General features: G+C 38.1%; 12 protein-coding genes. 10 read left to right on the plus strand and 2 right to left on the minus strand.

Annotated elements, in window-relative coordinates; all coding sequences use genetic code 11:
* The first annotated feature begins 9 nt into the window (after nucleotides 1-9).
* From lacZ to RNZ47_RS15360, 5 genes are all read left to right on the plus strand, one after another.
* Nucleotides 10-3,123, plus strand: coding sequence for a beta-galactosidase, LacZ type (lacZ, locus tag RNZ47_RS15340; protein WP_311942361.1), 3,114 nt, complete (start codon nucleotides 10-12; stop codon nucleotides 3,121-3,123).
* Nucleotides 3,124-3,282: 159 nt separating this feature from the next.
* A complete protein-coding gene (locus RNZ47_RS15345) occupies nucleotides 3,283-4,536 on the plus strand; it encodes a glycoside hydrolase family 27 protein (protein ID WP_311942364.1) in 1,254 nt (417 codons plus the stop codon).
* Nucleotides 4,537-4,557: 21 nt separating this feature from the next.
* Nucleotides 4,558-7,026: a glycoside hydrolase family 2 TIM barrel-domain containing protein gene (locus RNZ47_RS15350; protein WP_311942367.1), complete on the plus strand. Its 2,469-nt coding sequence runs from the start codon at nucleotides 4,558-4,560 to the stop codon at nucleotides 7,024-7,026.
* Nucleotides 7,027-7,031: 5 nt separating this feature from the next.
* Entirely contained in the window at nucleotides 7,032-8,600 is a 1,569-nt protein-coding gene (locus RNZ47_RS15355; protein WP_311942371.1) for an arylsulfatase, read from the plus strand.
* 14 nt (nucleotides 8,601-8,614) lie between these two features.
* On the plus strand, nucleotides 8,615-10,213 hold the full coding sequence (locus RNZ47_RS15360; protein WP_311942374.1) for a sulfatase family protein: 1,599 nt from the start codon (nucleotides 8,615-8,617) through the stop codon (nucleotides 10,211-10,213).
* A 182-nt stretch (nucleotides 10,214-10,395) separates the two neighbouring features.
* Here the strand turns inward: RNZ47_RS15360 and RNZ47_RS15365 are convergent, their stop codons facing one another.
* Nucleotides 10,396-12,588 carry a beta-N-acetylglucosaminidase gene (locus RNZ47_RS15365; RefSeq protein ID WP_311942377.1) on the minus strand — a complete coding sequence of 731 codons (2,193 nt, stop codon included), beginning with the start codon at nucleotides 12,586-12,588 and terminating at the stop codon, nucleotides 10,396-10,398.
* Between the two features lie 57 nt (nucleotides 12,589-12,645).
* Nucleotides 12,646-14,271, minus strand: a complete 1,626-nt coding sequence (locus RNZ47_RS15370) for a beta-N-acetylhexosaminidase (protein WP_311942381.1) — start codon at nucleotides 14,269-14,271, stop codon at nucleotides 12,646-12,648.
* Nucleotides 14,272-14,691: 420 nt separating this feature from the next.
* Here RNZ47_RS15370 and RNZ47_RS15375 point away from each other — a divergent pair, with 420 nt between their 5' ends.
* The 5 genes from RNZ47_RS15375 (at nucleotide 14,692) to RNZ47_RS15395 (ending at nucleotide 24,845) form a co-directional block, all read left to right on the plus strand.
* Nucleotides 14,692-17,301 carry a sodium:solute symporter family protein gene (locus RNZ47_RS15375; RefSeq protein WP_311942384.1) on the plus strand — a complete coding sequence of 870 codons (2,610 nt, stop codon included), beginning with the start codon at nucleotides 14,692-14,694 and terminating at the stop codon, nucleotides 17,299-17,301.
* 417 nt (nucleotides 17,302-17,718) lie between these two features.
* On the plus strand, nucleotides 17,719-17,844 hold the full coding sequence (locus RNZ47_RS15380) for a hypothetical protein (RefSeq protein WP_311942387.1): 126 nt from the start codon (nucleotides 17,719-17,721) through the stop codon (nucleotides 17,842-17,844).
* Nucleotides 17,837-23,215 (plus strand): DUF7379 domain-containing protein, encoded by a 5,379-nt coding sequence (locus RNZ47_RS15385; protein ID WP_311942390.1) that lies wholly within the window; start codon nucleotides 17,837-17,839, stop codon nucleotides 23,213-23,215. The genes RNZ47_RS15380 and RNZ47_RS15385 overlap by 8 nt, the downstream gene beginning before the upstream one ends.
* A 4-nt stretch (nucleotides 23,216-23,219) precedes the next feature.
* Nucleotides 23,220-24,455, plus strand: a complete 1,236-nt coding sequence (locus RNZ47_RS15390) for a peptidoglycan-binding domain-containing protein (RefSeq protein WP_311942393.1) — start codon at nucleotides 23,220-23,222, stop codon at nucleotides 24,453-24,455.
* A 39-nt stretch (nucleotides 24,456-24,494) separates the two neighbouring features.
* Entirely contained in the window at nucleotides 24,495-24,845 is a 351-nt protein-coding gene (locus RNZ47_RS15395; RefSeq protein WP_311942396.1) for a hypothetical protein, read from the plus strand.
* Nucleotides 24,846-24,848: the final 3 nt, after the last annotated feature.

A 24,848-nucleotide genomic window follows, 5' to 3' on the forward strand; every position in this document is an offset into this window, starting at 1 on the left:
CCATTAAAAATGAAAAGCTTTAAGTTAGTACTAGTTACTTTGACAATTTGTTTTGGGATGCTGTCTTTTCAAGCCCAAACGCTCGATCCTGTTATTGAAAACCCAGATGTAATTGGGATAAACAAACTGGATGCGCGCGCCACTTTTTTTCCGTACAATTCGTTGGAGTTGGCAAAAGAAGACAATCTTTCTAAAGCCGAAAACTACTTGTTGCTAAACGGTATTTGGCAGTTTAATTACAGCGAGGCTCCAGAGTCGAGACCTGCCGATTTTTATAAAGAAGATTACGATACCTCAAAGTGGAATACCATTAAAGTGCCGTCAAACTGGGAAGTTGAAGGTTTTGGTGTACCTATTTATGTAAACGCCACTTATCCTTTTCAAAAAGGCAAATTAAACCCACCAGATATTCCAGATGGAGATAACCCTGTGGGCTCTTATAAACGCACGTTTAATGTTCCGAACAATTGGGACGGGAAAGATATTTTTATCCATTTTGGCGCTGTAAAATCTGCTTTTTATATCTGGATTAACGGTAAGAAAGTAGGGTACAGCCAAGGCTCGAAATTGCCGGCGGAATTCAATCTTACAAATTTCGTTAAACCCGGAAACAACAGTATTGCTTTAGAAGTGTATCGCTGGAGTGACGGCAGTTATTTAGAGTGTCAGGATTTTTGGAGAATTTCAGGAATTGAACGCGATGTGTATTTATATGCCAGACCAAACGTGCAATTGGCCGATTATTTTGCAAAAGCAGGATTGGAAAACAATTATACCGATGGCGTTTTCGATTTAACGGTGGATATTAAAAGCATTGATACCAAAAAGCAACGCGGTACCGTAGCGGTGGAAATCACAAAAAACAATCAAACGGTTTATACTGCTTCTTCAACTTACGACTTAGCACCAAAAGCAGATGCAACCTTAAAATTCAATAAAACCATTCCGCAGGTAAAAACGTGGTCTGCTGAAATTCCGGAATTATATCAATTAAATATCATTATTAAAGATAGAAAAGGAAACGTAATTGAGGCTATTTCCAGAAAGTTAGGATTTAGAACTTCCGAAGTTAAAGATGGACAATATCTGGTAAACGGAAAACCGATTTTATTTAAAGGGGTGAACCGACACGAGCACGACCCAGATACGGGGCATGTTATTTCCAGAGAAGATATGCTTCTCGATATTCAGATATTTAAGGAATATAACATCAATGCCGTTAGAACAGCGCATTATCCAAACGACCCTTATTTTTACGAGTTGTGTGATGAGTATGGTATCTATGTTATCGACGAAGCCAACATCGAATCGCATGGTATGGGTTATGCACTGCACAGAACATTGGCAAATAATCCAGCTTGGTTAAAATCGCACTTAGAGCGTGTGGAACGCATGGTTCAGCGAGATAAAAACCATCCATCAATCGTTATTTGGTCTTTGGGTAACGAAGCAGGAAATGGCTATAATTTTTACAAATCTTATTTATTGGCAAAGGAACAGGATGATACCAGACCAACACAGTACGAACGTGCGGTTTATGAGTGGAATACCGATTTATTCGTGCCCATGTATGCCACTCCCGATGATGTGGAAAAATATGCCTTAAACGACGATTTTACAAAACCTTTGGTGCAATGTGAGTTTGCACACGCTATGGGAAATAGTATGGGTGGTTTTAAGGAATATTGGGATTTATATGAAAAATACGATAAACTACAAGGTGGTTTTATTTGGGATTATGTCGATCAAGGTTTAAGAACCGTTAAAAACGGCAGGGAAATTTTTGCTTATGGTGGCGATTTCGGACCCGAAGGCACACCAAGTGATAACAACTTTTTAAACAACGGATTGGTACAACCTGATAGAAGACCAAACCCGCACATTCACGAAGTGGCTCACATTCATCAAGACGTTAAGTTTTATGAAAACGACTTAGCTAATGGTGTTATCGATGTTAAGAATTGGTATTTCTTCAGGGATTTATCAAACTACAAACTAAAATGGGAAATCTTAGAAAACGGAGCGGTTGTTGAATCCGGAACCATTGATGATATGATAACGGCACCACAAGCAAAAAAAGCAATCAAAATTCCTTTTAAAACACAGCTAAAAAATAATAAAGAATATTTTTTAAATGTGGCTGCCATTTTAAAACAAAACGAGCCTTTGTTAAAAGCAGGACATGTTTTGGCCTACGAGCAATTTCAATTGCAGGATGCTAAAACGGTACTTCCCGAAAATTCAACCCAAGCCGTTAGTTATAAAACCCAGGGCGATGTTATAAATGTAACGGGTGAAGGTTTCAGTGTGGTGTTCAACAAAAAGGAAGGTCAACTTACAGATTACTCATTCAACAATAAAAATTTGCTAAAAAGTGGTCCCGTAGTAAACTTTTGGCGTGCACCCATTGATAACGATTATGGTGCGGGAACACAGCTGCGCTATAAAGCTTGGAAAGACGCCGGAACTTCGGGTACGGTAACAACCGAGGTTAAGCAAGTATCAAAAAACGATGTACAGATTACTTTTACAAGGGATTTGTTTAATGGCGATGCGCAAGTTATAAGCACTTATTTAGTAAATGGCGATGGTGCCGTAAAAGTAACCAATGAATTAAAGGCTATAAAAGGCAAGCATTCTAATTTTTATAAATTTGGAAATAAACTCGTTTTGCCAGAGGATTACAAAAACATCACTTACTATGGTAAAGGGCCTTTTGAAGCCTATGCCGATAGACAACATGCAGCTAAATTAGGGGTGTTTGAGCAAACCATTGAGGAGCAATATTTCCCATATATTCGTCCGCAAGAAACAGGAAATAAACTGGATGTACGTTGGGCGGCCATAACCAAATCAGATGGTTCCGGAATTAAGTTTTTAAGCGACACGCCATTTCATTTTTCAGCATTGAATTTTAGTGAAGACGATTTACATACCGGAGATAAAAGAGTACAGCATCACGCAGGGGAAATCGACCCACGAAAAGAAGTTTTTGTAAACATTGATGGTTTCCAACAAGGTTTGGGCAGTATAAATAGCTGGGGAAGATTACCCATGGAGCCTTACATGTTGCCGTACCAAGATTATTCGTATTCATATTGGATGATGCCTATTAATAAATAATCAAAAATATTAGCGTAGCTATCTGAAAAATTAAATTTCACATTAATACGCAACACGGTCGAAACACACAAAAATTTCTATATTTTTAAGGTTTCGACTGTGTTGTTATAATAAATATCACTTTGTAAATTACATCAACCAACCAAAAATGAATAAAAAATGAATAAATTCATTCTGCTTTTAACACTTATAATTTTAATGTCTTGCCAAAATCAAGGCGATAGAAAAGACATTCGAATTTCAACCGAAAACAATTCCCAAAAAATTAATAAACCACAAACCCCAATCATGGGCTGGTCCAGCTGGAATAATTTCCGCGTGAACATTAACGAAGACATCATCAAGGCCCAAGCCGATTATATGGTGTCGTCGGGAATGGCGGATGTTGGGTATGCCTATGTGAATATAGACGATGGTTTTTTTGGCGGTCGCGATAGCGAAGGCAACTTGTTGGTGCATCCGGAAAGATTTCCCAATGGCATGAAAGTCATTTCGGATTATATTCATTCCAAAGGATTAAAAGCGGGGATTTACTCCGATGCGGGCATTAATACCTGTGCGTCTTATTGGGATAAAGATACTATTGGAGCGGGGTCGGGGCTTTATGGGCACGATAGAAAAGATTTAAAATTAATGCTGAAAGATTGGAACTACGATTTTATTAAAATTGATTGGTGCGGTGGTGATTGGTTAGATTTGGATGAAGAAACCCGTTACACACAAATAGCCAACATTATAAAAGAGATAAAACCGAGCGCCGTTTATAATATTTGCCGCTGGGAATTTCCTGGTGAATGGGCCCTTCAAATAGCCGATTCATGGCGGATATCGGGAGATATTTCCAACAAGTTTGAATCCATTTTACACATCATCGATTTGAATGCCGATTTATGGAAATATGCCTCGCCCGGACATGTAAACGATATGGATATGCTTCAAGTGGGCAGAGGCATGAGCTACGACGAAGACAAAACCCATTTTACCATGTGGTGCATGATGAATTCCCCACTTTTGGCCGGTAATGATTTACGAAACATGAGTGACGAAACGATTTCAATATTAACAAATAAAGAAATTATAGCCTTGAACCAAGATCCATTAGTGTACCAAGCGCGACGATTAATTGATAACGGCGATTTGGAAGTCTGGGCAAAACCATTAATTCATACAATGAGCGGAGAGGTGGCCGTTGCTTTATTAAATAGGTCTAACAAGGCTGAAACCATAAGTTTTGATTTAGATACCATTGGGATTGACGAGGATAAAGGTTACACGTATCGCGATTTATGGGGGCAAAAAGATTTTGAGAAAACGAGTGAAAAAAGTTTATCTTTTGAAGTACCGAAGCATGGTGTAGTGGTTTTAAAGATTGAAGGCACCTCAAAACCGTTTAATGTGTTTCAAAATAAATAATTTAGGATAATTGTTCCGTAAATGAAGACAATCGAAGCTTTTAATAAAAACATAAATTTAAGGCATCTGCTATTGTTTGTGTTGGTTTTTTTATTGACACTTTCATTGTTTGGGCAACATCCAGTTAGGGACATACTCACTTTAGAAAAAAACTGGAAATTTATTAAAGGCGATGTAACAAATGCACAAAAAATCGCTTTTGATGATTCCAATTGGGAAACCGTTACCGTGCCTCACGATTGGGCCATAAAAGGCCCTTTTGATAAGGAAATAGACAAACAAAACGTTGCCATTGTTCAAAATGGTGAAAAAGTGGCTACGGAAAAAACAGGGCGCACGGGTGCATTGCCATACATTGGTGTGGGCTGGTACCGCAATACGTTTTCAATTCCAAATTTTTCCGAAGAAAAAAAAGTCATTTTGCTTTTTGAAGGCGCCATGAGCGAACCGGAAATTTTTCTAAACGGTAAAAAAATAGGCAGTTGGAATTACGGTTACAGCTATTTTTATTTCGATATCACCGAACATATTTCAGCCAATCAACCCAATACCTTGGCCGTAAAACTCACCAATGTGGGGTTGTCTTCGCGCTGGTATCCCGGAGCAGGTTTGTATCGTAATGTTCGGGTAATTGTAAAAAACAAAGCCAGCATCAATCAATGGGGAACCTTCATAACCACACCTTTGATTACAAAGCATTTGGCTAAGGTAAATGTAAAAACCAAAGTGTCTGGAAAGCAGCTTAAATTGGTTACTACAATTAAAGATGCTAACGGAAAAACTGTTGCAACCGATACTACGGAAACGATTTTTGATAATGAATTCGAACAAAATATAGCTGTTAATAACCTCAATTTATGGAGTCCGGAAACGCCTTATTTGTATACGGCAACCTTTCAATTATATGCTGAAAATATTCTAAAGGATGAAACTGAAACTCGTTTTGGTATTCGGGATATTAAGTATGAAGCGGAAAAAGGATTCAGTTTAAACGGAACCATTACCAAATTTAAAGGCGTATGTCTGCATCACGATTTAGGCCCTATTGGAACAGCTGTAAATAAATCCGCTTTGCGCAGACAATTACGTATTTTAAAGGATATGGGCGCGAATGCCATCCGGAGTTCGCATAACATGCCATCTTTGGAACAATTGGAATTATGCGACGAAATGGGCTTTATGTTTTTGGCCGAAAGTTTCGATGAATGGGCAAAACCAAAAGTAGAAAACGGCTATCATCGTTTTTTTGAAACCGATGCGGAAAAAGATATTGTAAACTTGGTGCATGCCACTAGAAACCACGCAAGCATCGTGATGTGGAGTTCGGGTAACGAAGTACCAGACCAATGGGGCAGCCAAGGTGCAAAACGTGCCAAATGGCTACAGGATATTTTTCATCGCGAAGACCCAACACGACCCGTAACCGTAGGCATGGATCAAGTAAAGGCGACCATGGCATCGGGCTTTGGTGCGGTATTGGATATTCCGGGGTTAAATTACCGTGTGCATTTATATGAAGAGGCTTACGAAGCTTTTCCGCAGGGATTGATTTTGGGCTCCGAAACGGCATCTACGGTGAGTTCACGTGGAATATATAAGTTTCCCGTTGAAGAATTTAAAATGAAACAATATGATGATTTTCAATCCTCTTCCTACGATTTAGAAGCTTGTAGTTGGTCTAATATCCCAGATGAAGATTTTGTATTGCAAGACGATAAACCTTGGGTTATAGGAGAGTTCGTGTGGACCGGATTCGATTATTTGGGCGAGCCCACACCTTACGATACCAAATGGCCATCGCGGAGCTCCTATTTTGGTATTAACGATTTGGCTGGTTTACCAAAAGACCGCTATTATTTATACCGAAGCCGATGGAATACCAAAGACGAAACCCTACACATTTTACCGCATTGGAATTGGGAAGGACGCGAAGGCGAAACCACACCCGTATTTGTTTATACCAGCTATACTAGCGCAGAATTGTTTGTAAACGGCAAGAGTATGGGGATTCAAAAGAAGAATAAAAGCACGCCAAAGCACAGGTACCGTTTGATGTGGATGGATGTAACATATCAACCCGGAACCATAAAAGTTGTGGCTTTTGATGATGAAGGAAACCCTGCTGCAGAAAAAGAAATACACACAGCAGGAAAACCTTATAAATTAGTTTTAGAATCAGATAGAAAAACAATAAAAGCCGATGGCAAAGACTTGGCTTTTGTAACAGTTTCGGTGGTCGATAAAAACGGTGTGCCTTGTCCTACGGCTACCAATCAACTAAAGTTTAAAGTAAAAGGCGATGGCATTTTTAAAGTGGCTTGTAATGGCGATGCGACTTCACTCGAGCCTTTTCATTTACCAACTATGAAATTATTTAGTGGTAAATTAGTGGTTTTGATTCAGTCTGATTCAAAAGCTGGTCATATAGATTTGTCGGTTTCCGGCAAAGGATTAAAAACTGGAAAAGTAACTATTCATACTAAATATTAAAAAAAATGAAATTATTTCGTATTCCTATTGCGTTCATTTGTATAACGGTTATGTTTGGATGCCAAAATAAATCCAAGCAATCAGAAGTACAACCAACCAATCAACCAAACATCATTTATATTCTAGCGGATGATTTGGGTTACGGCGATTTAGGAGCTTACGGACAAACCAAAATCGAAACCCCAAACATTGATGCTTTGGCACAAGAAGGGATGTTGTTTACACAGCATTACACAGCTGCTCCGGTGTGCGCACCGGCACGAGCTTCATTGTTAACAGGTAAACACGGTGGACATGCGAGTATTAGGGGAAATGACGAATGGAGATCACGAGGCAATGTGTGGGATTATTTAGAAATGCTAAAAGATTCTACCCTTGAAGGCCAGCGCCCCATGCCAAAAAACACCACAACTATGGCCCAATTATTAAAAACAGCCAATTATAAAACGGGCATCGTTGGAAAATGGGGATTGGGCGCACCGCATACCGAGTCCATACCAACTAAAATGGGCTTTGATTACTTTTTTGGGTACAACTGCCAACGTATTGCACATACATACACCCCAACACATCTATACGAAAACGAAAAGCGGTTTCACTTAAAAAATGATACTATAGCGCCGCATTCAGGCACAGGAAATGATGGTGATTCATTAGCTGAATCAACGTATGAAAAGTTTTATCAGCCCGATTACAGTCCAACTATAATTTTTGACAAAATGATGGGGTTCATCGAAGAAAATAAAAAAGAGCCCTTCTTTATGTATTGGGCAAGCCCTATTCCGCACGTGCCGTTACAGGCGCCAAAAAAATGGGTAGATTATTATGTTGAAAAATTCGGAGACGAAAAACCCTATTATCACAGAGAAAAAGGCAACTATTTTCCAACCCGATATCCGCATGCTACTTATGCGGCAATGATATCTTATTTAGATGAAAACGTAGGGAAGCTGGTATCCTATTTAAAAAATGAAGGTTTATACGATAACACTTTAATTATTTTTACATCAGATAATGGACCATCAAATCATGGTGGGGGAGATTCACAATGGTTCAATAGCACAGGATTATTTAAAAATAAAGCTGGAAGAGTTAAAGGCTTTACATACGAAGGCGGCATTCGCGTACCCATGATTGCTACTTGGCCCGAAAAAATAAAAGCAGGCTCAACAAGCAATCATATTTCAGCATTTTATGATGTCTTGCCTACATTCAATGAGATTGCAAACGTAGAAACCGATTACAAAAGTGATGGCATTAGTTTTTATAATGCCCTTACAAATCCCGATAAACAAAAAGAACACAACTATCTGTATTGGGAATTTGCAGGTTACCAAGGGCAAGTAGCCGTAAGAATGGGCAAGTGGAAAATGATTTGGAAAAACATTAAAACAGGCAATAAAGAGGTTGAGTTGTATGATTTAGATGCTGATATAAAAGAGGAAAACAACATGATGGACAAGCACCCGGAAATGCTTGAAAAATTCATTGAAATCGTTAAAAAAGAACATCAAACACCCGAAAACGAATCCTTTGTGATTGAAGCTGTAGAAAACCTTGTTAATCAAAAATAAATAACAATCATATTATGAAATTATTAAACCATTTGGCTATAATCGGTTGCATCTTTTTGCTTGTCGGATGTAAAGACAAAGCAACTTCAAAGGAAACTGATAAAAAACCCAACATTGTTTTTATCATGTCCGATGACCATGCCTATCAAGCCATTAGTGCTTATAGTGATAAGCTGATACAAACCCCAAACATCGATCGTATTGCCACCGAAGGCATGCTATTTACCAATGCCACGGTTACTAACTCGATTTGCGCACCATCGCGAGCTGTAATATTAACCGGTAAACACAGTCATATAAACGGTAAAATTGACAACTTAAGTAAGTTTGATACTACTAATGTGACCTTTCCCCAAATGCTTCAAAAAGCGGGTTATCAAACAGCAATGTTCGGTAAGCTTCATTTTGGAAACAATCCAAAAGGCTTTGATGAATTCAAAATTTTACCCGGACAAGGAAGTTATTACAACCCGAGGTTTATCACCCAAAAAGGCGACACGATCATAAAGGGGTACGTCACCGATATTACTACGGATTTAACCTTGGATTGGATGAAAAACCGCAGGGACCCCAACAAACCTTTCATGCTCATGTATTTGCACAAGGCGCCACATCGTGCGTGGTTGCCCAACAAAAAGTATTATACAGAATTTACCAAAAAAACATTCCCGTTACCGGAAACCCTGTTTGACGATTATAAAACACGGGGAGCGGCTGCCAAAACTGCCGAAATGGGTGTTTTTAAACACATGTCGTTAATTAACGATGTTAAGCTTAGGCCGGAAACCGTAAAAGAACTCGGTATTGAACAATGGAGCAAATTGGGGCAAAGCATTGGTAGATTAGATTCGGTGCAGCGTGCCGATTGGGATGCGGTTTATAACCCTATTGATGAAGATTTCAAAAAAAGATACCCAACCATGAACGACTCCACTTTTACGGTTTGGAAATACCAACGTTATATGCAGGATTATTTAGGCACCATTGCATCGGTTGATGATAATGTGGGACGCGTATTGGATTATTTAGATGAAGAAAAACTCGCTGATAACACTATTGTAATTTATACCTCCGACCAAGGGTTTTACCTCGGCGAACACGGTTGGTTCGATAAGCGTTTTATGTATAATGAATCTTTTAAAACCCCACTTTTAATCAAATGGCCAAATAAAATTACCGCGGGCATTACTGAAGATGAAATGGTGCAGAATCTGGATTTTGCACAAACCTTTCTGGAAGTTGCAGGTGTAAAAGCACCAAAAGAAATGCAAGGTGAAAGCTTAGTGCCTTTGTTAACAGGAAAAAAAGAGGCTTGGGATAGAGAGGCTGTATATTATCATTATTATGAATATCCCGCAGAACACGCCGTAAAAAGGCATTATGGCATTGCAACCAAAGATTATAAATTGATACATTTTTATCACGATGTAAACGAATGGGAACTCTACGATAGTAAAAATGATCCTAACGAGGTAAACAACGTGTACAACGACCCTAATTACGCAGATGTGGTTAAAGAGATGACCCAAAAACTAAAAGATATTAGGGAAAAATACAAAGATTCTGAAACCTTGGATAATCACTATATAGAGCTTTATAACAAGAAAAAGTAGTTTAATTAACAGATGTAAAGCATGATTATTAATTAAAAATTTTCTGAATATAGATTAAATAAAAAATCCCGTTTGGTTTATTTTTAACCACACGGGATTTTTTATAACACGCTTTAAAACTAGTTTTGATAGGTTTTTGAAACTATTATTCTACTTTAAAACGAACTGTTTTTCCTTTTGATTTACTTAATTTTAACCGTAAATTTTTCAATTTTAAGGCTTAGAGTTTCGCTTGTTGTGTTTTTAATACGAATGTATTTTACAATGGTGTTTATAGATGCTTGTAATGATGCGTCTTTTTGTTCTGTTTTTATAGCTGTCCAATCGTTTCCATTTACTGAAACTTCCAATTCCAAATTGCTATAACCGGAAACTGGAGAGAGTTTAAAATGTAATTTACTGGCACGAGTGGTACTTTGCAATTCAAATCCAAAATAGGCTTGTGGCGATATGTGAATGACTTCCAACGGCGGATTTAGTGCCAGTGTTCTATCTCTCAAAGTGATTTGTTGATTTTTTAACTGGGCTATGTTGGTAAAAAGTTTATGCGGATTGTAATTGGCTTCTACTTCCAGGTTTTTACCAAACGCTTTATTATAGGCTTGGGTTAAATGCTCAAAACTTTTATCGATTAAAGGTGTGATTACCAAAGTTGCCGTTTTGATCCCCGGTTGATACGGGTTTTGATTTTCTTGACGATCAATGCTGTACATTTCTACTTTAATGGCTTTCAGTGCATGATAGCTTCGTTCAAAACCATCATTGTCTTTCTCTTTTAAGGCAGTGTGCATGTTTAACATGGCTAATCCCGATTGCCCCAATAATTTAAACTGCTCAACCCAAGGGCGGATTTCATCTAAAAGCACAGGATTGTCTGTGCTATGCAATAAAATATAAGAAGCTTCAACCATGGCTTGAAATTCTTTTTGCACCGTATCGAAATTTTCAATAGTGCTGTCGGCTTCTAGATCTTTTAAAAATGCATCCGCTTTTGGTGCAAAACTAACAGATTCACTTCTTCTGTAACGGTGCCCGTTTGGTCCTAAATCACTGTTATGTGTCGCAAAAATTTCCAAAGCTTTATAACTTTTGGGCATCACAACCTGTAGTGCTTTTTTCCAATTACTTTCGGGTTGATATTCAGACATATTCCAAGTATAATCGGCAACACCGTAAATGGCAATTTTAGAGGCTTCGGCATGCTCCATTGGGTTTGATACAAATCCAGATACATCTTGGGCAATATCTGTTCCATTACCATAAGCTGGCCCTAAAAGCATGTGGTTTCTAACATAATCTGAAACGGGAAAATTCCACCAAATAAAGGCATTACGATTTATTTTCGTGTTAATCCAATTCATGGTTTCCTTATCGATATCAGCCACTACGGTGTTGCCGGTCCACATAATTCTTACGGATGGATGCAGTTCTTTCCCTAAAGTTTCTAAATAGCCACCTTCGGGTTTAGACCAACCTTTGTTATATTCCGTAGGGCACATAATTAAAGGTTTAACATCTGTTCTCTTTTTGATAAATTCAGCATGTAAAAAATTCAATAATTCGGCTTGTTGCTTGGGATTGGTGCCTTCTCCAGAAATATCATCAAAAAATACGGCATAAGCGCGTACGCCTAAATCGTACATCAATTCAAATTTATGGAGTAGAGCTTTTCGGTCTTCATTATGCCATTTAATATCCTTTCCTGGATGAATGGCCCAAACAAAATCTACGTGGTTTAATGCTGCTCTATCAATTAATTTTTTTAGTTGTGCTGCTTCATTTTCAGGATAGGGTTTTCTCCAATGTGGAGAGCTGTGGTACGGATCGTCTTTAGGGCCGTAAATGTATGTGTTCAGCTTATTTTCACCATAAAAATCTATTTGACGCATACGATGCTTAAAACTCCATGGGGTGCCATAAAACCCTTCAACGGTGCCACGAGCAGCTATATCTGGGTAGTCTGAAATGTATCCTAAAGGAATTGTCTCATTTTTTAGTAGCGCCATTAAGGTTCTAACGCCATAATAAGCGCCTCTGGCATCACGACCAATAACCGAAATCTGTTTTTTGGATATATTAATATGATAGCTTTCAGCCTTTTTTGGCACCTTGTTTTTTAGTTTTTTGGGAAATCTATCATTGACGTTGCCTATTTGAATTGAAAAGCCTTTGTTTGAGATGTTATCATTTGTAAAATAGGTAGATAACAAATTTTGTGTGGCTTTATCCGTGCTTTTTTGCTGAATATGAAATAGGGCAGGCGTATCAAAATAGTCGCCAATAACCACATGCTGAGGTTTGGGATTGATGTTTATATTTTGTGCAAAACCAAATCCAACGGTTAAAATTAGAAGTATAAAAAATGAATGACGCATGGTTGTAAGCCTTTGTTTATATGAATATATTAGGGTTAATAATAGTAGAATTTTGTTTTATTTATAATCCTTGTAATAGTTAATGCCCAAAGCGTCCCAATGGGTTTGTATTTTTTTTAGGGCTATTTTAAAACTGTTGTAATCTTTGTTTTCAAGCGGTGTCCAGCCTACTTCGGCATATGCCGCAATTCTTGGGAAACTTTGTCGTTCAACATCTGCATTTGTTGGTGTCCATTCGCTCCACATTTGGCAACCAAGGCCGTAAATATTATCGTGGTATTGCGCATCTAAACCGTCGGGAATTGGGTTAAAATTATAAGCTTTTTCTAGCGGGATGCTTTTGTAGCTATAATCTAGATAAGTACTGCTATGTAGTGAGTTAACGATACTATAGCCTTTTTTTGCGGCATCCGTCAATAATTCTAAATCGCCTTTCCAGAAATGCACAATCACGTTTTTAGCGAGTTCGGTTTCAGCCTCTTTGTCGTTTTTCTTTTCACCAAAATCTTTATGGATATTTTTACCTAAAATTTCGTTCCAGCCCATCATACGCCGGCCGTTTTCTTCTATAAATTTAGATATTTTATTGGTAAAATCTACTTGTAAATCGGCTGGTGTTTTAATGTTGTTTTCTTTCATGTATTTTTGAACAGATTTGGATTTTTCCCATACCTCGTAACCCACTTCATCACCTCCAATATGTATCACTTCCGATGGGAACAATTCAAACAATTCCATTAAGACATCTTTAATAAAAGTAATGACTTCGGGTTTTGTGACATCGTAGTTATCATATAAACGCCCAAATTTAACAGGTACGTCAATATCAACCCCTGCAGTACCCAACCATGTGTAGGCGGCAATGGCGGCGCTGGAGTGCCCGGGCATTTCAAATTCCGGAACTATATTTATATGTCTTTCGGCGGCATACGCCACAATGTCTTTTATCTGCTTTTGGGTATAGAATCCGCCATGGGGTTCGCCTGAAGTTTTTCCACTTTTCCAAGTGCCTATTTCGCTGTCTTTTCTAAAGGCGCCGACTTCGGTCAATAACGGATATTTTTTTATTTCCACGCGCCAACCGGCATCGTCAATTAAATGCCAATGGAAGGTGTTCATTTTAAGTAATGCCATTTGGTCCAGCATTTGCTTAACGAATTCCTCGCCATGAAAATAGCGCGATTCGTCCAACATGTAAGCACGCCATTTAAAACGCGGATTATCGTTTATGGTAACAGAGGGCACCAAGTATTTTGTGGTGTTTGTGGTTTCGGAGGTTTCGTTGGAAATTAACTGTTTTATGGTTTGTACGGCGTAAAAATATCCCGCGTCATGATTGGCGTAAACCGTTATGTTTTCAGGCGTAACAACCAATTCGTAGGCTTCTTTATCCAATCCTTCCTTTTGTTGAAAGACGATTGATGCATTTTTATCGCTGCTTGTTTTCAGTTTAAAACCCGTGGATTCATCAACAAAATCTTGAAGGTATTTTGCTGCGGCTTGTTGTGCTTTGGTATCGGCAAAAATCTGTTGGCCGTCTTTAAGGGCAAAAGAGGCTTCGGACAAATCCATTGATGCCGGTTTTGGCAGTAGTGCAATTTCGGATGTCGTAAAGGTTTTGTTTTTTTCTGTACAACTAGTCAATGAAATAAGTCCGATTAAAGTATAGATAAAGAATTTCATTTTGAATATTTTAAGGGTTTTAATGATTGATAAAAATAGTTAAATAAAGCGTTTTAAATAATGAATGCCTTCCCGATTTTTTGAATTGAACAGATTTTTAAGGTTTCTTTGGAAAAGCAAGATTTAAAGATGAATTTTGAAATAAATAACCAGTATATTTATAATTTTAATAGTTTTTTGAGGCTACTAATTTTATTTAGGAATCTAATTTCCTTATTGTCCTTAATATAAAATACAAAGGTAACCAATAAATTATTATGTTATACATAATACATATAACTTATTTTTACTAACTTAGTCGCAAAATTTTATTTTAAGAAATCTAATAGTTTGATTTTAAAGTCATAGTATTTCAGAAAATAAAGCTTGATAGAATTTTAATTTGGAACAAAAAAGTCTCTTATTTAAACGTATTTTAAAATGAAGAAAATCCAGAATGCCGTCATATTAATACTTATAGTTTTAACGTTTATTCCGTCTTTTGGTCAAGAAATTTCCAAATTAAGTACTTCGGACTTACCTAGTTTACCAGCAGAAAAACCAAACATTGAATCGCTTGGTTTTGCGGGCATGTTAGGAGGGGCACACAATGGTGCGATCATTGCGGCAGGTGGTGCAAATTTTCCTAACGGCTTGCCTTGGGAGGGGGGCAATAAAGTATGGAGCACAGATATCTATATTTTTGAAAACGACCAATGGCGTTTATCAGAAACGCAATTGCCCATGCCACTTGGATATTCGGCTTCGGTATCAACGGATAAAGGCATTTTGTGTATTGGCGGCAATAATGAGACTATGGTAAGCGATAAGGTTTTGCTTTTGGCCTATGATGCATCTTCGAAAAAAATAAATATATCTGAATACCCGGTTTTGCCAGAACCTTTAGCATTTTCATCTGCCGTTGTAAGCGATGATTTTGTATATGTTGTGGGCGGTAAAAACACAAAACAGAGTACCAATTCATTTTACAGGTTAAACCTAAAAGACCCTAAGGGTTGGGAGAAATTAACCGATTTCCCTGGGCCTCCAAGAGCGCTCCATTGTATTGCAACCCAAGAAACGCAAACCAATAAAAAGTTGTTTGTAATTGGAGGTAGGAATGAAGTGTCCGGGAAAAAATCCGAAACGCTCACTACATATTTATCTTACGATTTTAAAAACAAAACCTGGCAAGACGAGGGCAACCTTGAAATAGATGGTAAAACCAGAGTATTAATGGGAGCTTCGGCAGAAACCATGGGTTCCATGCACATTATGGTTTACGGCGGGAGCGATGAGCTGCTTTTTGATGAGTTGGAACATATTGGTTTGCAATTGCGAACGGTACAAAACGATTCTATAACCACCGCACTTACAAATAGGAGAGATGACATTTTAAATGAACACCCCGGTTTCTCAAAAGAAATTTTGGCTTATAATTCCATAACCAAAAAGTGGTTTGTTTACGATTCCCTTTCAACAAAAATTCCCGTTACGGCATTATCATTTAAAAACAAGGACGAGTTTTTTATTGTTTCGGGCGAGGTTTCACCCGGTATCCGCACACCCAAAGTACAAAACTTTAAAATCGCAGATGCGGCACATCCATTCGGAATTATAAACTATAGTGTACTTGCGTTATATCTTTTAGTATCGGTTTTAATCGGAATTTATTTTGCCCGTAAACAGAAATCTACGGCAGACTATTTTACCGGAGGCGGAAGAATACCTTGGTGGGCTTCGGGTTTAAGTGTTTTTGGTACGCTGTTAAGTGCCATAACATTCATGGCGATTCCGGCAAAGGCTTTTATAACTGATTGGTCTTTCTTTTTTCTTAACATAACCGCCATTTTAATAACACCCGTTATTGCTTTTATTTTCATTCCGTTCTTCAACAAATTAAAAATAAAAACGGCTTACGAATATCTTGAAGACCGTTTTAACTATACCGCCCGTGCTTTCGGGAGTTTGTCTTTTATTTTGTTTCAATTGGGGCGTATAGGCATTGTGTTGTTGTTGCCCTCGTTGGCCATTTCAATTGTAACGGGAATTCCTGTGGAAACCAGTATTCTTATTATGGGCGTACTGTGTATATTTTATACCACTTTTGGAGGGATTGAAGCAGTAATTTGGACAGACGTTATGCAGGTTATAGTGCTTCTTGGTGGAAGCATTTTGGCCGTAGTATGGATTATGCTACATACCGAAGCCTCATTTGGCGAGATGATAACTTATGCCTCCGAAAGGGATAAGTTTAATATCACCAACATGGAGCTTAACTTTACAGAATCTACATTTTGGGTGGTCTTTATTGGTGGGCTCGCCTCTGCGATGGTAACACAAGGTACAGACCAAACCATTGTACAACGGTTTTTAACGAGTTCCAGCATTAAGGATTCTCAAAAAACCCTTTATACCAATGCGGTACTTACTTTACCGGCCACCATTATATTTTTTGGTTTAGGGACGCTTTTGTTTATATTCTATACCGAAATGCCTAACGAACTTTCTCCTGCCATTTCCAATAATGATTCGATTTTTCCGTGGTATATTGTTCGTGAATTGCCTATAGGGGTTTCCGGTTTGTTGGTTGCAGGTATTTTTTCTGCGGCCATGTCCAGCATCAGTAGTAGTTTAAATTCAGTTTCAACAGCGTATTGCAACGATTTTCATGCACATTTTAAGCCCCAAGTGGCCGATGTGAAGTTATTACGTATTGCACGATTGGTAACCATGATAACCGGTATTCTTGGAGTTTTGTTGGCGCTTTGGATGGCAAGTTCCAATATTAAATCGCTTTGGGATCAGTTTTATCGTTTCCTAGGCCTTTTTACAGGTGGTTTAGGTGGTATGTTCCTTTTGGGAATGCTTACCAAAAAAGCCAATGCCAAAGGCACTTTATTAGGCTTGTTGGTTAGTGCCGTCTTAATATGGTACATCAGTGTTTTCACCGATATTAGCTTTTTGATGTACTCCTTTTTTGGTGTTGCTTCATGTTTTATTTTTGGATATATTTTTAGTTTATTGTTTCCTTCAAAGGAAAAAGCATAAAATGCGGATTGATTCATTTGTTGGCACGACCCGTACTTTATTCTAAAATCTTAACATCCAAAAGCATTTATAATGCTTGGAAACCATTCTAGTTTTGATAGAAATACGGTGTCCTAAAACCTCGTATACTTCAGAATAATATACATTATCGGTTTTGCGTATATTTACATATTTAAACGTAACCGTTTGATTGTTAGTTATTTTTTGTTAACTTTATAAATTATATTAATGTCTCTTACGCAGCATTAATCTCCCTATTGAATTTTTTTATTAGTATTTATATACCCTAAATCATCCATTTAAAAGGAGCGGTTTTTATAATCATTCAATGTTATAAACCACCCTTTTAATTTGAAGATGATGTACGTAGGTGTATTTGGTAAGTATTTTATTTCATCACAATAAAACCTAAATACTATGATTCTCAAACACGCTACCCATACTCCGCTAAACGAAGCTGCATTTACGGCCTTGGCTTTAAATGATGCAGATGCACATAATTACACTGAAGGTTCCATCACCAAAACCATAAACCATGACTAAAAAAGCCAAAATAATAGGTGTAGAGCGAGAAGTTGCAAACATAGATTACATTGTACCAAACACCTTGGGCCAAAAATTCGAATTAAAATCTTATATCGAAGTGTCTTCGAAGCGCTCAAAAAACACATTGAATACGGTAGTTTTTGAAGAGAACGATTTGGTGGCCTTGCAATTTACCGATAATACGGAGTGGATAGGGCACCCCGAGGATGTTCAGGCCATTTACGATAAAAAAACATTATCAAAACGTTCGCTTTCCAGTGAAGATTATGTTTTTGATATTCAAATCATTTCTGAAGATGCCAATCGTGGTTTCATTAAACGTGCCATGGTAAAGGTTTTTAGTGTTTTTAAACCCATAGCAAAAGCTAAAAATTCGGTCGAAATCGGGATTCATAAATTGGCGGAATCTTATGATAATCGGATGCAATCGCATCCGGGATTGTACCAGATTAACGACAAATTCACCAGAATAGAATACACAAAAAACCTTGATACAACCCGCCCTATTTTACTCCTTTTACACGGTACTTTATCAACCACCAACGATGCGTTTTTTAAGCTTAACGACAATAACGATACCTGGAACGACATAGTGTCGATTTACGATAATCAAATTTTGGCCTTGGAGCACTATACGCTGTCTGTAAGCCCGTTGCAAAACGCATTGGACTTTTTAAAGGATTGCCCCAAAGGCTGTAATTTAGATATTTTAAGTCATTCCCGTGGCGGTTTGGTAGCCGATATTTTAGCGAAATGCGACCATCGGAACCCTATTATTGGCTTTAGTAAAAATGAAATAGGAATATTAGGTTCTGACGAGGGTGAAGCGGGCAATCAAGAATTGATGGATGCTATCAATAAACTGGCCAAGACAAAGAAAATTACAGTAAATAAAGTGGTTCGGGTAGCGGCACCCGCCAGCGGAACAACCATTTTATCGCGTCGTGTAGACCACTTTTTCAATCTGTTTTTAAACGCTGTGTCTTTGGCATTTGGTATTGGCAATCCTATTTACCATGCCGTTAAAGCCTTTTTATTGGAATTGGTAAGCCAAAAGGAAAACCCCGAAGTATTGCCCGGTTTAAATGCGATGATGCCCGAATCGCTGTTCCAAAAAATGATGAATGCTTCAGATACCTCGGTGGTCAGCGATTTATACAACATTGCTGGCGATGCCGATATTGGTGGCATTAATTTTAACTCGTTAAAGGTTATTTTGGCGAATCTGTTTTATAAAGCCGACAACGATTTGGTAGTCGATACCAAACGTATGGAGCACGGTGTAAAACGAAAAGAAGGCATTTATAAATTTTTGGCGGAAGGAAGCAGCACCAACCACTTTAATTATTTTTCTGCCGATAATTCCAGTGCCGCCATTATTGAAGCTTTAAGGGCCAACGAAAACAATCCCACTACATTATTTACCAAACACGTTTACACCGAAGGTGAACGCGGTATATTATTAGATGCGCTGTCTTTAGAAGGGGTAAGCCTAAAACCAAAAATTGAAGGTATTACCAAGGATATTGTAATTATCGTGCCAGGAATTATGGGCTCCACGCTTACCAATAATAAGGAAGACCAGTGGGTAGATATGCGCGAATTGAATCGGGGAGCTATTGTTAAAAAACTCAATATCGAAGCCAAAAAAGTGGATGCCAGTGGTGTTATAAAAAAATATTATTACCAATTGGCAGAACATTTATCTGAAAAATATGATGTGATTACGTTTGAGTTCGATTGGCGAAAATCGGTGCAAGAGGCTGCCAAACAATTGCAAACACAGCTTGAAGATTACATGCAATCTACCAGTGGTAAAATTCATATTATTGCACACTCCATGGGCGGTTTGGTAGTACGCCAGTGCATGATCGACCATGCCGATACTTGGTCTAAATTCAAAGAAAACGTACAAAACCGATTCGTTATGTTGGGCACACCTTGGTTGGGTTCGTATTTAATTATGGAAGTGCTCACCGGTCATAGCAAACGCGTTAAGCAATTGGCATTTATTGATTTTAAGCACAACCGTAATGAACTGTTAAAGGTTTTTTGGAAATTCCCAGGGGTTTTTGAATTATTACCTATTGAAAATGATGATGTAAAACGACCATTTTGGCAACAAAACTTTTGGAAATCGATTGATTCGAAAACCAATTTAAAGCACATGCCGGAGCCCAAGGATAACGCCCAATCGCTAAAAGATTTTAAGGCTTACCGCGATAACGTTAAAAAGTTTTTGGAAGAAGATTTAACCAACGACCATTTTAGGAATATTTATTACATCTGTGGCCAATCAGACCAAACGGTTTTTGATTACGAATTCAAGAATCGTTTTCTGTCGAAATATGAAAAACTGGTTTATAAAGCCACGTCTCACGGCGATGGAAGTGTCACCTGGAAAACAGGCATTCCAAAGCAATTGCTAAACACTTCTAATTTATATTATACACATACTTCTCATGGCGATTTGGCCAACGAAGCTTACATATTCCACGGTATTTCAGACATTTTGGAAACCGGTAGCACCAACAGATTGAGCAACCAACAGCCCGCATCGCGAAGCGGAGAAATTATTTCGGAAGTTTTTGAATCTCCAGAACCGCTTTACGATTCAAAGGCCGTTGTTGAAGCACTTTTCGGTACCCATAAAAAAAGCGAGCCAGAAACGGAATTCTTCAATGTAAAAGTAATCCACGGCGATTTAAAAATGTCGGCTTACCCCGTTATGGTTGGCCATTTCTTTATGGATCTAATTTTAAGTGCGGAAAAAGCTTTAGATGGCTATTTGGACAACCGATTGTCGCAACGTTTAGGTATTGGCTATTACCCCGGCGAAATAGGCGAGAGCGAAGTGTTTTTCAACCTTAAAACACAACCCAAAGGGGCTATTGTTTGTGGCTTGGGCAGCACAAACGGTTTAACGTCTTATGTCCTTTCCAAAACGGTAAAGCAGGCAGTACTTAAATACGCCATGTTTATGCGCGACAATTACACCTTGCCACAAGCCAAAAAGTACGCCACCGGAATTTCGTTTGTTTTAATGGGAATAGGTTACGGTAAATTGCCCATTGAAGATTCCATAAAAGGTATTTTATTGGGTGTTGCAGAAGCCAATAAGCAAATTAAAATAACAGGAGAAGGCTTAAAGCTAATCGAGAATATTGAAATTGTAAACTACTACGAATCCATTGCAAGTGAAGCCTATTTTAGCTTAACCAGACTGTACAATATCGATAACCGCGTGGCATTTAATTACACCAAAGGCATTTCGAGGCGTCCCGGAGCAAAGAAGAGAAAAATATTTCAAGATGAAGCTTACGAGAGATGGTTTAATCTTCAGATAACCAGTATTTTGGATACCGATGAAAACATAAAGGACACCGAAACGGTAACAGGGTTTAAGTATGATGCATCCTATGGATTGGCAAGGGTTGAACAAGAAATGGTTAATGTTGGTTTACATAAAATAAACCATTTATTGGAAGAAATGTCAGTCAGTTCAAGTTGGGACCAAAGGTTATCTAAATCCCTTTTCGAGATGTTGATTCCGAATGATTTTAAAAACACCTTCAGAAATCAAAATAACTTGGTTTTAAAACTGGATAAATGTGCTGCTCAAATTCCATGGGAATTACTGCACGATTACCATATTACCGATGTCCCTGCTTCGGTAGACTCTAGTTTTATTAGGCAATTGGTTACCGAAGACACCACGCGTTTTAACCAGGTGGCGTTAAACAATATAGAGGCTTTTGTAGTGGGCGACCCTATTTACAATCAAGAAAATTTGCAACAACTTCCTGCCGCAAAAGCAGAATCTGAGTGGGTATCAAATCAACTGGCAAAAGATGGGTATCATGTTAATGTGCTTTTAAATTCCAACGCAAAACATATTATGATGGAGTTGTTTAGCAAACATTATAAGATGATGCACTTTGCAGGTCACGGCATTTACGATCCCGAAAATAATAACGTAGGCATTGCCATAGGTGGCGGTATTTGTATTGACCCAGCTATGATAAATCAAATAGGCTATGTGCCCGAGTTTGTGTTTATAAACTGTTGTTTCTCAGGTGTTGTTGATGCCCAAGACGATAAATACAGTCAAAACCGATACCGTCTTGCGGCCAATATAGGCACCCAGCTTATCGAAATGGGCGTAAAAGCTATTGTAATAGCTGGTTGGGCTGTTGATGATGCGGCTGCCAAGGTATTTTCAGAAACGTTTTATAAGTGCATGTTAAAGGGTTGCGATTTTGGTAGCGCCGTAAAATCCGCGAGGTTTGAATGTTATCAAGAACACAAACACAGCAATACTTGGGGCGCTTACCAATGTTATGGTAATCAGTTTTATAAGTTCGATACCAGACAAAAATCGAATAGACAACATCAAGAATACGTGGTGTCTTCTCAGGTACACACCGATTTAGATAATTTACTGATTTCCATTCGGGATAAAAAAGTAGATGAAAAAACGGCACTTATCAAATTGGATGCCTTTATCGACAAAGCCGAAGCCTCCAACCTGTTAGATGCGATGGTGTTGGAAAAAGAAGCCCTTATTTATGATGAATTGGGCAATACCGAAGTGGCGTTTCAAAAGTATAAAGGCCTATTTGAGTTTGATAACGGCAACTACTCCATAAAAGCCTTGGAGCAATATTGTTTAGTACAATCGTACAGGTTAGAAAGTATTATTGAATCTATTATGGAATCAGATGGAAAAGACGGGGTTGCCAAGGCCGTTAACACATATCTTGACGAAATACGGTTGCTCACCTTGGCCGGTAGAAATGCCAGCAGGCTAAACATAGTAGGAAATGCCTATAAAATTTCTGCGAAATATTTAGATGGTGCAAAGAAAACCGATCAATTAAAAACGGCTTATGCTTATTATAACGAAGCTATGGAAATGGCATCAGATAAGCACAGCGGGCAGTATTTAAATGCGCTATCAAACATGTTGTTTGTTGGTTTTATCCTCGAAAAGTTGGGTGGTGAAAAGCTTTTGGACCGCTTGCAAACCAATAAAGCTTTCGAAAAAGTAACCGATTTATCAAAGTACTTAAAAGATTTCCGTCAAGAATTAGATGATTTTGATAAGGAAGACCTGGATATTTCAGTGCTCATTGGAATGACCGAAATAAGCTATGCTATTTTACTGGTTTCTGAAAACAATGATGACCACCAAGACCAACAAATATTACGATGGTATAAAGATATTTTCAATCAAATATACAGTCCGCGCTATATAAACATTGAAATCTCCCAAATCGATTTCTTGTTGGAATATATTGAAAATCAAGATATTGTAGAGTGTTTGGGCATTATTAAAACCGAATTAAAAAACCTTTTAAAACAATAAACTTATGGCTGTATTATATTTAGGAAGTTGTGATGCTGGAAAAACACCTAGTAGCAGGAAAGATTTTCTTAAACCGTATCATATCGATGGTTTGCTTATCAATAAAGTGTCCTTTAGAGATGACGACAGAACCAAATGGCGTTCCTTTCGAGAAGGCACAGGTGATGATGTGTTGAAGCTTCAGCGATTTTTGTTCAATGCCGGTTTTATGCCTCGCAGTGCTTTTGATGGTGTTTTTGGTTATGTTACCCAAGCTGCGGTAAGGCTGTTTCAAGAGTATGTGCGTTCCATGGAAGGCGTTACCAATATGGTGCCCGATGGTATGGTGGGCAGCGGTACGATGGATCACATAACGCGTTGGGAGAGAGAAAACAAGGTTTCAGACTGGGGGAAAATGTCCAGTCAAAATCCATCTAAATCATATTCAGATTGGATGCAATTGTTGCAACAAGCCAAACAACATTACACGAATAATCCGGGACCTATTTTACAGCATTTGAATAAGTTGACAAATACCTATTCAACAAAAAAACCTGCCGATTGGACGTTTAACACTAGCGATATTCATCTTATAGGCATCCGAAGAAAACAAACCGAAAGTGCCGTTAGACGGGAAAATGATGATTTGTTTGTCTTGCTCATCAATGGGATGGCGTTTACCTTTTGGGGTTCCACCGATGCCAGCGTAAATATGGCAAAACGGAAAGACGAAGCCTTTTTAATAGAAGGACAACATCTTTATCGTTTCGGGTGGCATAAAATATCGGTTGAAAGTAAAATTTACCGCGCTTTAAAACCTAAAAATCCTAAAGGTGTTATGATTATTAGGGATTGGGATAATGACAATGCCTACACCGACAAAGACATACAAGTTAAAGACAACCAAGGTAATGTAAAAGGCTTGCGCGTAAATCCGTCCATTAATATCCATTGGACCGGGATAGGGCGCTCAAATTTCTCGGCAGGCTGTCAGGTAATCGCTGGTAAAAGCTATCTAAACCATAAAAACGAATTACAGGATTGTTCCAAATTTGCTTCAAGTAGTTATAGCGGATTAACGACTTCAAACAAAAAAACCAAGGGCGCTTACAATGTGTTTACCGATTTAATATTGTGTTACGCGCCAAAACAGGTTACGCATTTGTATTATACGCTGGGGCGCGAAGCTTCATTGGATTTGTCGCATAATTTTGGAAGCCAATATGCCGAAGAGGTGCTAAATAGATTAAAATCTGTTTAAGTTTTTTTAAATGAATATCAAATCAAACTTAAAAAAATCATGAAAAACACAATCAAAATAATCACTTTAATAAGTATGTGCCTGTTTTTTGCATCTTGTTATTCCGTAAGGCTCCGAAGCATAAATGGCGCGCCGCAACCAGATCCGTTAATGTTGGGTGACGATTATTATCGCGGTATGGAAGTGGTAACGCTCGATACCGTAATTAAAATTGATATTACCTCAAAAGATTTTACATATCTGATAAAAGAAACCGATAAATGCAAATCGGGCAAGCTGCACACCGTAGAATTTAAAAACACCTTTGGCGGTTCGCTTTTAAGTTTGGTAACTTTTGGAAGAAAACGCAAAATGAAAGTAAAATACGTTTGTATGAAACCAACAAATTAAAGT

It is taken from the genome of Hwangdonia seohaensis, assembly GCF_031932625.1.
GTDB lineage: Bacteria > Bacteroidota > Bacteroidia > Flavobacteriales > Flavobacteriaceae > Hwangdonia > Hwangdonia seohaensis.